This is a genomic window from Bradyrhizobium sp. B097, from assembly GCF_038957035.1.
Lineage (GTDB): Bacteria > Pseudomonadota > Alphaproteobacteria > Rhizobiales > Xanthobacteraceae > Bradyrhizobium.
Window position 1 is genome coordinate 7808073 of record NZ_CP152412.1, and the last position, 12802, is coordinate 7820874.

Annotated in this window: 10 protein-coding genes; 7 read left to right on the forward strand and 3 right to left on the reverse strand. The window is 65.4% G+C overall.

The window, feature by feature from the left end; translation table 11 throughout:
• Nucleotides 1-23: 23 nt before the first annotated feature.
• A complete protein-coding gene (locus AAFG07_RS35905; RefSeq protein ID WP_342724375.1) occupies nucleotides 24-1115 on the forward strand; it encodes a glycosyltransferase in 1092 nt (363 codons plus the stop codon).
• Here the strand turns inward: AAFG07_RS35905 and AAFG07_RS35910 are convergent.
• Together AAFG07_RS35910 and AAFG07_RS35915 are read right to left on the reverse strand one after the other, a co-directional pair.
• Nucleotides 1112-2431: an O-antigen ligase gene (locus tag AAFG07_RS35910; protein ID WP_342724376.1), complete on the reverse strand. Its 1320-nt coding sequence runs from the start codon at nucleotides 2429-2431 to the stop codon at nucleotides 1112-1114. The two genes, AAFG07_RS35905 and AAFG07_RS35910, sit on opposite strands and share 4 nt — an antisense overlap.
• Nucleotides 2428-3423 carry a glycosyltransferase gene (locus AAFG07_RS35915; protein WP_342724377.1) on the reverse strand — a complete coding sequence of 332 codons (996 nt, stop codon included), beginning with the start codon at nucleotides 3421-3423 and terminating at the stop codon, nucleotides 2428-2430. The genes AAFG07_RS35910 and AAFG07_RS35915 overlap by 4 nt, the downstream gene beginning before the upstream one ends.
• Nucleotides 3424-3828: 405 nt before the next feature.
• Here AAFG07_RS35915 and AAFG07_RS35920 point away from each other — a divergent pair, with 405 nt between their 5' ends.
• Nucleotides 3829-4917: a radical SAM protein gene (locus tag AAFG07_RS35920; protein WP_342724378.1), complete on the forward strand. Its 1089-nt coding sequence runs from the start codon at nucleotides 3829-3831 to the stop codon at nucleotides 4915-4917.
• A 73-nt stretch (nucleotides 4918-4990) separates the two neighbouring features.
• On the opposite strand, the gene AAFG07_RS35925 is transcribed toward AAFG07_RS35920, so the two are convergent.
• Nucleotides 4991-5959, reverse strand: a complete 969-nt coding sequence (locus AAFG07_RS35925; protein ID WP_342724379.1) for a hypothetical protein — start codon at nucleotides 5957-5959, stop codon at nucleotides 4991-4993.
• A gap of 417 nt (nucleotides 5960-6376) precedes the next feature.
• On the opposite strand from AAFG07_RS35925, the gene AAFG07_RS35930 reads away from it, so the two are divergent.
• The 5 genes from AAFG07_RS35930 to AAFG07_RS35950 all read left to right on the forward strand — a co-directional run bounded on the left by AAFG07_RS35930 (nucleotide 6377) and on the right by AAFG07_RS35950 (nucleotide 12777).
• Entirely contained in the window at nucleotides 6377-7303 is a 927-nt protein-coding gene (locus AAFG07_RS35930) for a DUF6492 family protein (protein WP_342724380.1), read from the forward strand.
• Nucleotides 7297-8739, forward strand: coding sequence for an oligosaccharide flippase family protein (locus AAFG07_RS35935; RefSeq protein ID WP_342724381.1), 1443 nt, complete (start codon nucleotides 7297-7299; stop codon nucleotides 8737-8739). Before AAFG07_RS35930 ends, AAFG07_RS35935 begins: the two co-directional genes overlap by 7 nt.
• A gap of 4 nt (nucleotides 8740-8743) precedes the next feature.
• Nucleotides 8744-9559 (forward strand): class I SAM-dependent methyltransferase, encoded by an 816-nt coding sequence (locus tag AAFG07_RS35940; protein WP_342724382.1) that lies wholly within the window; start codon nucleotides 8744-8746, stop codon nucleotides 9557-9559.
• A complete protein-coding gene (locus AAFG07_RS35945) occupies nucleotides 9556-10308 on the forward strand; it encodes a polysaccharide deacetylase family protein (RefSeq protein ID WP_342724383.1) in 753 nt (250 codons plus the stop codon). Before AAFG07_RS35940 ends, AAFG07_RS35945 begins: the two co-directional genes overlap by 4 nt.
• 150 nt (nucleotides 10309-10458) lie before the next feature.
• The gene (locus AAFG07_RS35950) at nucleotides 10459-12777 is read left to right on the forward strand and encodes an exopolysaccharide transport family protein (protein ID WP_342724384.1); all 2319 of its coding nucleotides are present in this window, start codon (nucleotides 10459-10461) and stop codon (nucleotides 12775-12777) included.
• The last annotated feature ends 25 nt before the right edge of the window (nucleotides 12778-12802 follow it).

The window sequence follows — 12802 nt, forward strand, 5'->3', positions numbered from 1 at the left end:
GCCGCCGTGGCCGACAGGACTGAATGACTGAACCACCCCGATATCGCGCGCTGTTCCTCGGCGCCGGACCGCAGATGCACTGCGGCGTCGGGCAATTCACCGGCCTGCTGCAGGAGACGCTCGACAAGATCGAGCCCTGCGCTAGCACGGCGCTAACCCTGACCCAGACCGAGGGCCGGATCGGCGAGATTTGGCGCGCGGTCGGCCGCGCGGACAGCGTGGTCTGCAACTTCCCGATCGTGGCCTGGAAGCGCGTGATCGCACGCCCGCTGCTCGCGCTGCTGTTCGCCCGGCTGCGGCGTCGCAAGGTTGTCTTGATTCAGCACGAATGGGCCGGCCTCAACGGCATCCGCCGGCTGACCTATATCCCCGCACTGTGGCTCGCCAACACCATCGTGATGTTCTCGCCGCTGGTGCGCCGCGAGCTCGCCGATGACCGCATCATGCGCGGCATGGTGCGGAAATGCGTGCTGGCGCCGCTGCCGCCGAACATCGCAGCGCCCGCCGGCTTTTCGGATTCGATGCTGTTGCAGCGGCTCGTCGCGGCACGCAGCAACGGCCAGCTCATCGTCGGACATTTCGGCTCGATCTATCCCGGCAAACAGCCGAACGGGCTGCTCGAGATCGGCGCGATCCTGAAGCAGCGGGGCCTGGAACCCTTGATCGTCTATGTCGGCTCCTTCATTCGCGGCACCGACAATATCGAGCAGAAGTTCTATGCCCGGGTCGCGGAGCTGGGACTGAAGGGCGATGTGATCGTCTCCGGCTATGTCGCCTCCGATCACGAGGTGTTCGGCCTGCTCGGCGAGATCGACGTGTTCTGCTACTCGCTCGACGAGGGCCTGACCGCGCGGCGCTCGAGCATCCTGGCCTGCGTGCAGTCGGGCCGGCCGCTGATCGTCACCGGCCCGGCGCTGCCGGACGAATTCGACCACCATCCGCGCTTCAAGGAATTGATCGATCGCGGCGCCATCCTGCTGGTGCCGCGCGACGCGGACAGTGCGGCCTATGCCGACCGCATCGTCACGGCGCTGAAGCGGCCGACCGTGCCCGTGCCGTTCGATTTCGACGGCTGGTGGACGGACGTTGCCAACGCGGTCCGCGCGCAGCTCTAGATCTCGCTCCGCATCCGGAACCGGGCCAGATAATGCAGCCCGAATACCGCGATCAGGAACGTCACCCAGATCGTATCGGCGCGATCGAGGAAGAAGCTCTCCATCGACGACAGATAGAGGCCGAACAGCCAGATCCGCAAGAACAGCATCGTCAGCGGGGCATCATTGCCGCCGCGATCCGCAGCCTGGAAGTCGCGCAACGGCTTGACGACAACGGCCGCGATCAACAGGACGAGACCCGGCAGACCGGTCCCGAGCGCGGTATCGAGATAGCCATTGTGGCTGTGCGAGGCGTAGCCCGCCCACTCCTTGCCTTCCTGCAGGTTCTGGATCGCGCTGGTGCCCCAGAACGACTCGAAGCCGTAGCCGGTCCATAGCCGCTGATGCAGCGATTCGAGGGCAAAGGCCCAGATGTCGGCGCGGCCGGTGAAGGAGGTGTCGATCGGCATCCGGCCGGCGATCGCGGCAAGCGTATCGCTCATCACGGTGCCGACGCTGAACAGATTGAGCAGCAGCAGCGGCGTCAGCAGCAGCAGCGCGCGGCCCCACAGCGAGCGGATCACCGGCATCAACGCGGTCAGCATCAGCACGGCGACACAGAGCACGATCGCACTCTTGCCGGCGGTGAAGAACAGGAACACCGCGGCGAGGCCGGTCACGGCGATGCCCGACAGCCAGCCGCCGGCCCGCATCAGATAGATGCCGAGGAAGATCAGCATCGCCATCATCGCGGCCGCGACGTTCTTGTGGCCGAACGCGCCGCGCCAGTTGCCGGCAAGCGCCGGCTCCTGCGGATCGGTGGCCTGGTGGATCGACAGATGCGGCGCCAGGAAGACGCCGAGATAGCAGGTCACCAGCAGCACCAGGGCGGCGATGCCGAACCAGCGCATCAATTCGCCCTGCGATTTCGGCAGCAACAGCAGCGTCGCGGTCACCACGATGACGAACACCGACAACGCCAGGCGGCGCAGCGAGGTGGCGGGATCAGACGACAGCACGACGGTGACGCAAATCCAGCCCGCGAACAGCAGGAAGGCCGGCGTCAGCAATGATTTCAGCGCCGGCAGATTGTCGCGCAAGGTCAGCGCCAGCATCGCAACCGTCAGCACGCCGAACAGGGCGTAAAGCACCGCATCCTTGCCGGTGACCACGTCGCCGACATAGAAGCCGCTCAGATCCGCGAATGGACGGAGCGATATCCAGACCAGCAGGAGGATACCGACAAAGAATGCGCCGCGGACGACATCCATCACCGGCCGGCGCGCAATGTCGGCGATCAGCGCCCGGCTCTCCGCGGTGACGGACAACTCACTCACGACGCGATCTTGGACGCTGCGTAGGGCTGCGGCTCGATGCCGAGCACGGCAAGCGCGCTGCCGACCGCGACCACCATCGGATGCATCGCAATGACGGCCTGCTGCTCGCGCAGCACGATGCGCGTGAAGCGATACAGCGAGAACGGCACCAGGCCGAACATCTTGGCCTTGACGGCCGCGCGCGACCACATTGTCTGCGCCGCCTTGCGCTCGATGTGGTAGTTGATCGCGCCGATCCGCAATCCGCGCCGCACGATCCAACCGAGACTGGTCCGGGTCGAGGGAACGGTCTCGCTGATGACGGCGTCCGTGACCCAGAAGAAGCGAAAGCCGGCGCGGCGCGCCCGCGCGAAGAAATCGTGGTCGCCGCCGCCGAGGAAGTTGAAACGCAGGTCGAAGGCGGGCTGTCCGAGCTTGTCGAACACGGCGCGCCGGATCAGGCAGTTGCCGCAGCCATAGATCACCGGAACCGGACCGCTGGCATGATAGGCCGGCGCAAACGCCGGATGGCGCTTGAGGCTGCCCTTCTGCTTGTCATCGAAATTCGGCCACACCGGCCCGCCGACGATCTCGGCGCCGGAGCTCTCGGCCGCCTGTACCATTCGCTCCAGCCAGTCCGGCGAGGCGACCTCGTCGTCGTCGATCATCAGGAAGTTCTGCGCGCTCGGAAAGGTCTCGAGCGCGGTCTCGAACGCCGCGTTGATCGCCCGGCAATTGCCCTGCCGCGGCTCGACGATGCAGACGCCGTTGAGCTTGCCGGAATTGAGGAACTCGGCGGCGACCGGCGCGCTCTCGCACCGCGAGGCGTCGTTCTCGACCACAACGATTGCAAAGCTGCGTTCAGTGCGCTGTGCCGCCACGGACTCCAGCGTCAGCCGCAGGTGCTTCGGCCGGCGGAAGCTCGGAATGCAGATGACGGTCTCGACGGAGCAATCCAGCGCAGGCGAGGTGGTTACCCAGGCGCGGTCAGCTACAGCAAGCTCGGTCGACATCTCCATGCCCTCCTGGCAATCGCGATCCGCACGACGCATCATCCCGGCACGGATCGGAATGGGACATGGCCGTCCCAAAGTGACCGGCGCGGGCAGCGATACGGCCGCGGATCGAACGTTACGGCGACCTCATGGCAAAATCCGCTCCAGACGAGACCCGCGTTACCGCAACTTCGTCGCAAGGTTAATTTGAAGTCGAACGAAGCCATTTGCAGGAATAGACAGCCGCGCGAGGCGCGCGGTCTCACGATCGGCGCCACCCTGTTAGCTGATCCTTAGGGTTAAGAGCCGTCACGCGCGCGTGCCGCGTGTTGTGCGCTTTAGTTGGCATTCAATTTGCTGATCAACCCATAAATCCTCGATCGATCCGGTCGCAACAACGCAAAACACTGCCAGAGGTTCACCTTGAAAGCGCTCGACCTCGTCTCGCTCGGCACCAAGCACTTCCGCAACGCCCTCTCGGAAGAGCTCTATTTGCGCACCGGACGCGACGTCACGCGTCCGGCGGCGATCTTCGCGGAGGTGGTCGAACGCTGCAACTACAAGTGCCGCTACTGCGACTACTGGCGCCGTCCGAACTATCGCGACGAGATGTCGATCCCCGAATGGCAGCGCGCGCTCGCGAGCCTGAAGGAATTCATCGGCGCCTATCACGTCGAGTTTGCCGGCGGCGAGCCCTACATCAAGAAGGGCTTTCTCGATCTGTTGCGGTTCTGCCGCGACAACGACATCCACTGGGGCGTCACCACCAATGGCGGCGCCTACCTCAACAAGAAGATCGTGGCGCAAACTGTCGAGGCGCACCCGTTCAACATCAACATCTCGATCGACTCCACCGATCCCAAGATTCACAACTACTCGCGCGGCGTTGAAAACTCGCTGAGCGACATCGTGCAGGGCATCCGCAACGTCGCCGAACAGCGCCGTGCCGAAGGTCTGGATTTCCCGATCATCATCAAGCCGGTCGTGCACAGGCTGAACTTCCGCCGCCTGCCCGAAATGGTCGACTGGATCCAGCAGATCGGCGCCACCGCGCTGAGCTTCCAGCCGGTCGAGCAGGGCACGCAAGAAGTCGAAGACGAACTGTGGATCGGCGAGAACGAGCTGGACGATCTCATCAAGGTCCGCGACGAGCTGTTGCGACTGAAGCGCGAGGGCGCGCCGATCCTCAACGGCGAGGCCGTGCTGCGGGCCTGGCCGAACCATTTCCGCCGCGAGAAGGCGCCGAAGGAAGTGATGCCCTGCCGCGTCGGCATGCGCAATTACTTCATCCGCTCCGACGGTCGCCTGGAAACGTGCTGGTTCTTCAAGCCGATCGGCAACGTGCGTACCCAGACCGCACGCGAGATCTGGTACAGCGAGGAAGCCCGGGCCCGCCGCAAGGAGACCGTCGCCTGCGACAAGCTTTGCCTGTTCACCTGCCTCGCGCAGCGCACGCTGCAGGACAAGCTGAAGATGGGCCTGACGCTGTTGACCAACACCAAGGCCGCCTGACGCAGCAGGAGAGGAACAGCAAAGCCCGGTCGGTCCGCGAGACAGATCGGGCTTTTGCTTGATCGTGTTCAGCTCAGCCCGCGAACAGCTTGCGGAACAGGCTCGCGGATTCCCGAAACTGGCCGTTGTCGATCTGCGTCGGCCACAGGCCATCGACATCGAAATAGGCCGCGTAGGCGATCGCAGCCTGATTGGCGGCGAACCAGTCGTGCATCTGCTGCACGAAATACGCGTTGTCGCCGGACTGGCCGACGCCCCATTCCGGATAGCTCATCAGCTTGCCGTGTTTTGCTGCGAAGGTGCGCTGCCATTCGAGACCGAAGGGCGCCTTCAGACAGGAGTTGGTCCAGCGCTCTGCGGCGCTGCCGTCCGATTTGAAGTCGTAGACGTCGAGGCCGATGAAATCGACCATGTCGTCGCCGGGATAGGCGGCGTCGGCCGGCATGTCCTGAGCTCCCCAGCCCGGACACCAGTCGAATTTGAAACTGCCGGAATGGCGACGGAAGATTCTAACCACGCGGCGGAACGCCTTGATGTAATCGTCTTCATGGCCCTTGGCGAACCAGGCCGAGTTGGAGATGTTCATCTCCCAGCCGAGGCGGATGATCGCCTTGGGATGCGCTCCCGCAATCGCACGCGCGGCCGTCTCGAACTCGGCATCGTGCAGGCCGCCCGCGACATCGGCGAGCGGTGTGCCTGACATGGTAAGCGGCACCGACCAAACCAGATTGCGCGCCGGATTGAGCTTCTTCCAAAGCCCCGGCACCCAATCGAGCTTGTGAAAGTCGTCCCAGCTGCTCTGGCCATAGAAGTCGACGCCGAGCACTGACGACCGCGGCCGATTGAGCCATGTCTCCCAGGCCTGCAACACAGGCTCGCGGCCGGTCTCGCCCCAGTTGACGAAGGCGCCGGCAAACCGTGCCGAATTCGCACTGAGCTGCGATCGGGCAGACGGCGCGGCCCGCGCGGTCGACAGTCCGCCCACGGCAAGCGCCGCGACTGCAAGAACACCGCGCCGCGTGATTCCGCGATCAGTTGGCATCGTGCGCTCCAGCCGGCTCGCGCGCGGCGCGCGTGCCAAAAGCGCACAGCGCCGACAGTGCGGATGTCTCGAAATGGACTGATGGTGCGGCCCGCCGTTCAGCCGTGCCGCTTACCCGCCGGAAATACCATCGAATCTGCATGTGCACTCGCCTGCGCCGACCAAATCGGCATTCCAGACGTCAGCACTGCAATATCCGGGCAACATCCCGATCCAGCGTCAAAATCGTGCAGTGAGCGATGCTTTCCGATCCGTTAGCGGCCGCGGCGGGCCGCCATTTACCATTGCTTAGCCATCGCCGCCGCCGGCAGGGCGGTCAAAACGCTCCGGCACCGATCTTGCTGAACTGAGGTTCAGGACAAGTCTGGCGGCCACGATGTTCCGCCCTGACACGGTGTCGCCGGAGAGAGTTACGAGATGAACCCTGTCGCGTTGCTGACCCCGACCTACGGGCGCGATCTGGAAATCTGCACGCTGCTCTGCGAGAGCGTGGATCGTCACGTCACGTCCTTCTCCCGGCATTATCTGCTGGTGCCGGATTGCGACCTGCCGCTGTTCGCGCCGCTGGCCAGCGAGCGCCGCATCATCATTCCGGCCTCCTCCTTCCTGCCCGACTGGCTGCGGCCGCTGCCGCGCATGATCCAGCGCAAGCGTCGCCAGTTCTGGTGGTCGCTGCGCGCCAAGCCGGTGAACGGCTGGCACGTGCAGCAGATCCTGAAGATCGCGGCGACGATCTCGTTGCCCTGTGAGCGGTTCTGCATCCTGGATTCCGACATCGTGTTCTTCCGCGATTTCGACCTCGCACGCTTCCAGTATCCGAACACGATCCCGCTGCTGAAGATGGTGGACGCGGTCACGGCCGACCAGCCGCGCCACTCGCGCTGGCTCGAGACCAGCCACCAGCTGATCGGGCTGCCAACGCCGCCCTTCCCGGCGCCGGATTTCATCGGACACATCATCTTCTGGGACAAGCAGACCACGCGCGCGCTCGCCGAGCGCATCGAGGCCGTCAGCGGAATGAGCTGGATCGAGGCGCTGTGCCGGACCCGCGAGTTCTCCGAATACCTGCTGTACGGCTTCTTCGTCGAAAACAACGAGTCCGCCGCATTGCGTCACTCCGACGTGCCGAAGACGCCATGCGTCAGCTACTGGGACGATCCGACCCTGAGCAAGGACGAACTCACCTGGCTGCTGCTGCGCGCCGACAGGGACGACGTCGCGTTCTCGATCGCATCGTTCTCGGGGACGCCGGTCACGACAATTCGTGAGGTCGTGGCCGAGAGCGACACGATCCTGGCGTCGTCGGCGGCGACAAGGCTCTCGGAGCTCGCCGCATCATGCTGATCGGACAAGCCAGCATCAACCTGACGGCCAACGTGCTCTCGGCGCTGCTTGGATTGCTCAGCGTGTTCATTTTCACGCGGCTGTTCGCACCGCATGACTATGGCGTCTTTCTGCTCGGCGTCGGCTTCGCTTCGGTCATATCGGTCTTCCTGGTCGGCTGGTTTCGCAACCTGATCCTGAGCGGCCACGCCCGCAACGACGGCACCGACGTCCGCGGGCTGGTGGCGTCGGGTTACCTGATCTGCTGCCTCACCGCCCCGATCGCCTATCTGCTGGCCCGCCTCGTCGGCCTCGACGCCGCTGCCGCGCTCGCGGCCGTGGTTCTCGCCATTGCGATCGGCCTGTTCGAGCTGACGCAGGATCTGCTGCGTGCACGGCTGAAGGCGCTCTCGGTCATGAAGGCAACGCTGGTCCGCGCGACCGCCCTGCTCGGCCTTGGCGTCGTGGTTGCGCTGGTCAGCCCGACCGGCGTCCTGCTGCTGCTCGCGGCCGCCTCGGCCTATCTCGTCGCCGTGCTCGTGCAATCGCGTAGCGCATGGCGCGGCACCATCGTCAATTTCGACCGTGCCGACCTGCGCTCGCTCGCCCGCACCGGCCTGCCGCTGACCTTGTCGTTGACGCTGCTCGCGATCTCGAGCGTGACCGATCGCTTCATGATCGCGAACCTGATCGGCGCGGCCGACGCCGGCAAATATGTCGCGGCGCTCGACCTGGTGCGCCAGACCCTGATGATGCCGGCGATGAGCATGGCCGCGGCGTTCTTTCCGATGGCCGTGCAGATCCATGCCCGGCAAGGCGACGCCGCGGTCAGGACCCATCTCGCAGATTGCCTCGAACTGCTTGCCGGCGTCACGCTGCCGGCCTGTCTCGGCTTCGCGCTGATCGCCCTGCATGTCACCAACATCATCCTCGGCGCCGACTTCCGCGCGGTTGCAAGCGAGATCATGCCGGTTATCGCGATCGCCGTGCTGTTCCAGGTGCTGACGCAGCAATATCTGCATGCGAGCTTCCTGCTGTCGGGACGCAACTCCTTCTACCTGATCAACACCGCCTCGATCATCGCCGCGAATGTGTTCCTGTCCTACGTGCTGGTCAGCCTCTACGGCACCATCGGCGCGGCCTGGGCGCGGCTCGGCGCCGACATCGCGGGCTTTGTCTGCGCCCTGATCCTGAGCCGCTTCGCCTTCCGGCTTCCGATCCCGCTCGGCCGGCTTGCTCTGATCGCGATCGCAGCGCTCGCGATGGCGCTCACCGTCGGCGCGCTCGACCGCGCTCTCGACCTCGCCGATCTCCCTGCCAGCATCGTGCTGATCGGGGCTGGGCTCGTCGTCTACGCCGCGCTCTGCTGGCTGTTCGACATCGCGCGCCTGCGCGGCCGGCTGAAGCGGGGCCTTGTCATGTTCCACACCAGATCCGCAAACAGCAACGTTGGATGAGCCGATGAACAGATCCCTCGCGCTTGCTACGCGTCCCGCCCCGCTCACCGAACTTTCCATGCCCGTCCCCGCTGAAATCCATCCGGAATCGCTGCTGGCCTTGCCGCCCGGCGAAGCCAAGCAGAGCCTGCTCACGGTTCACAGCATCCTCGAGGCCCGGCTGCCGGCCGGTCCGCTCTCGATTTACGAGGCCGGCGGCGGCTCGACCAGCTATCTGCCGCTCGGCGTGCTGCGCCGTTCGCATGTGACCGTCGTCGACATCGACGCCGATCAGATCCGCAACAACAGCTATGCGCAGGAAGCCATCCTCGGCGACATCCAGACCCATCGCTTCCCGCCGCAGCGTTTCGACCTGATCATCTGCTACAACGTCATCGAGCACATCCCCGATGTGGAGGCCGTGCTGAGCGGGTTCTGCGAGGCGCTGAAGCCGAACGGGCTGTTGCTGATCGGTGCACCGAACCCGAAGTCGCTGTCGGGCATCGTCACGAAATACTCCCCGCACTGGTTCCACGTCTGGTTCTACCGCCATGTGCGCGGCGAGAAGCACGCCGGACTGCCGGGCGAGGCGCCGTTCCCGACCCATTTCCATCCGCTGGTGACCCTTGGCAACCTCGAAGCGTTCGCGGCCGGCCGCGGACTGCAGGTCATCTACCGGAAGAAGTACGAGAGCCCGCGCTATCCCGAGATGCGCCGGCGCAAGCCGCTGCTGGCCGCGATGATCGACGCCGGAGCAAAGACGATCAACGCGTTGCTGCCGGGCAAGACCGACGTCCGGCACGGCGACTACCATGTGATCTTGCGGAAGCTTGGCTCATGAACGCATTGTGGTCGGAAGCCAGGGTCAAGGTCAGCCACCGGCTGGCGATGCATGTGCAGGTCGGGCGTTTTCGCCTGAACAATGCCACGCCGATGGTCACCTTCACCTTTGACGATCTGCCGAAGAGCGCGGCGACATTCGGCGCCGACATCCTGGAATCCTACGGCGCCCGCGGTACGTTCTACGTGTCGGGCGGACTGGTTGGACTGGACGCACCGGACTGGACCACCGGCAGCGCCGACGACGTCATCTCGCTGCATCGCCGTGGCCATGAGGTCGGCTGCCACACGTTCTCGCACCGCCGCGCCTGCGATCTCGACGAGAGCTCGCTGGCCGCGGAGATCGCGCGCAACCGGACCTATTTCCATTCGCTCGATCCGACCATGCCGGTCGAGAGCTTCGCCTACCCGTTCGGCTACGGCTCCTACGCGCGGAAGCACCAGTTGAGGTCCGAATTCCGCACCTGCCGCAGCATCGTGCCCGGCGTGAACAGCGGCGAGGTCGACCTGCAATTCCTCCGCGCCATGCCGCTGATCGACCGCCAGATGTCCCGCGACCGGATCGACATGGCCTTCGTCGAGGCGGCAAACATCAACGGCTGGTTAATTTTCTACAGCCACGACGTCGCCGACGCGCCGAGCCTTTATGGCTGCACGCCTGAGCTGATGACCTACGCGCTGGAGGCAGCGGCGCGGCGCAATGTCCCGGTGCTGACGATGGCGGAGGCGTTCCGATGCGCCCGCGCTTAAACCCTTTGTTTGCCTTTCTGGTGAATAGTCGGCGAATGAGTATGGTTAATTTTTCGTGTTGCGCCTCCGCGTCGCCTCGTGCGCGTTGCGTGCCCCGAAAGAGCGCTCCTCAGCCGATGCGTGCGGCCATTCAGACGGAAGCTGGGGTCGATGCTTAGCTATGACCAGCCGATCAACCGGGCCAAACCCGAGCCGCGCCGGGCCGCAATCCCGGCCGGCTTCAACGTGCTCGAGCTGGTGCGGCTGCTGTGGGCGCGCAAGGTCGCGATCGTCTCGGTCGCGCTGCTCTGCGCCTGCATCGCGGTCGCGATCGGCAAGGGCCTGACACCGAAATATACCGCGGGCGCCCAGCTCTATGTCGACCCGCGCGAACTGCAGCTGGTCGAGCGCGAGCTGACCCCGCGCGCCCAGGACGTCTCCGGCCTCGCGATGGTGGTCGAGAGCCAGTCGCGCCTGATCACGTCAAACAATGTGCTGCTGCAGGTGATCCGCGACACCAACCTGGTGAAAGATCCCGAGTTCGGCGGTGGCGCCGCGAGCACGGGCCTGCTCGCCTCGCTGCTCGGCCTGTTCGGCATCGAGCCGCGAACCACGGCGGAGCAGCAACAGCAGATCGAGATGACGACGCTCGACACGCTGAACCGGCATATCAACGTCAAGAAGACCGATCGTACCTTCATCGTCGACATCGACGTGTGGTCGCACGATCCGGTCAAGGCGGCGATGCTCGCCAACGCGATCGCCAAGGCCTACCTCACCGAGTCCAAGCAGTCGCAGGCCGAGGCCGCGCGGCGCGCCACCCGCGACCTGTCCGGCCGGCTGAAGGAGCTGCAACAGCGCCTGCGCAACGCCGAGGAGGCGCTTGCGACCTACAAGGCGCAGAACAACTTCGTCGGCTCGCAGGACAATCTGCTCACCGACCAGCAGCTCTCGGTCGGCAACCAGCGGCTGGCCGCGGCGCGGGCGCTCGCGCTCGATGCCCAGGCCAAGTATGACCAGATCGAAGCCAGCCGCCGCGGGTCGATGGACGCGGGTGCGACCGCCGAAGCGCTGCAGTCGCCGACCATCGCAAATTTGCGCTCGCAATATGCCGATGCCAAGAAGCGGCAGGCCGAGCTGCAGGGTGAGCTCGGGCCGCGCCATCCGGCGCTGCGCCAGGTCGAGCAGCAGGTCGAGGACCTGCGCCGGACCATCAAGGAAGAGATCGACCGCTTCGCGGTATCCGCGAAGAACGATCTGACCCGGGCGCGCGACTATGAAGCGTCGCTTAACAAGGCGCTCGACGTTCAGAAGCACCAGAGCGTGCAGATGAGCCAGGCATCGGTGCGACTGCGCGAGCTCGAGCGCGAGGTCGATGCCAGCCGCGACGTCTATCAGTCCTTCCTCAAGCGCTCGCGCGAGACCGAGGAGCAGGAGAGCCTCAACACCTCGAGCGCGCGCGTGATCGGCGATGCGACGATCCCGCAGCAACGTACCTTCCCGCCGCCGATGAGCCTGCTCGCGATGATCGGGTTCATGTTTGGCACCCTCGCTGCCGCGGCGTGGATCGTTGCGGCCAGTCAGTTGGCGCCGGGCGCCGATCCGATCCGCCCCGGGCTCCAGCCGAAGCAGGATGCCGCACCGGAGCGGCAGCCCGTCATCGCCAAGGCCAAGCCGCCGGTGCAGGTGCCGCCCGCGATCCAGCCGGCTGCCGCTCTGATCGACAAGCCCGTGATCGAGAAGCCGCTGATCGCCGAGCTGCAGGAATCCGATGTCATGCGCACGCTTGGCGGCATCCTGACCGGCGACAATCCCGCCGACGTCACGCGGTTCGGCTGGCCGACCCTGCGGACCAGTTCGGCGCTGGGGCCGTTCTCCAACACGATGCGGCAGATCCATGCGGCGCTGGCGACGGGCGCCGCCCCGGAGGCCGTCCCGGTGCTGGCCGTGATCGGCACCGCCGACGATCTCGATCGCAGCGTTGTCGCGCTCAACATCGCGCTCGTCGCCGCGCGCGACGGCGCGCGTGTCCTGCTGATCGACGCCGATGCAACCGTCCACGCTCTGACCGACAGGGTTGCGCACCCTGCCCAGAGCAGCCCGAGTCGGCTCGACTGGCTCACGATCGGCAGCAAGGCGTCCCGCGCCATCAACACCGCAAACGGCATTGCGATCCTGCCCGCGATCAAGGGCAATCCCGCCAAGGCCAGCGAGGCGATCCAGAAAGCGATCGCGCAAGCGCGTTCCGCCGGCGGCTACGACCTCGTGATCCTCGACGGCCCGTCGATGCCGTGGGGTGCGGACGAACGGCGGCTGTTCGACATGGCCGACGGGCTGATCGCGGCGCTGCCGGTGGATCGCGACATCAACGCGTCGATGGAAGACATCATCACCGCGCTCGGGGGCGCGGAGCGCAAGCTCGCCGGTGTCGTTTTGAACGAACTCCAGTCCACCGTCGCAAGCCAGCAGCACGACAGGCAGTATGCGTGAGACACGCGCCAGCTGCGCCGCGTTC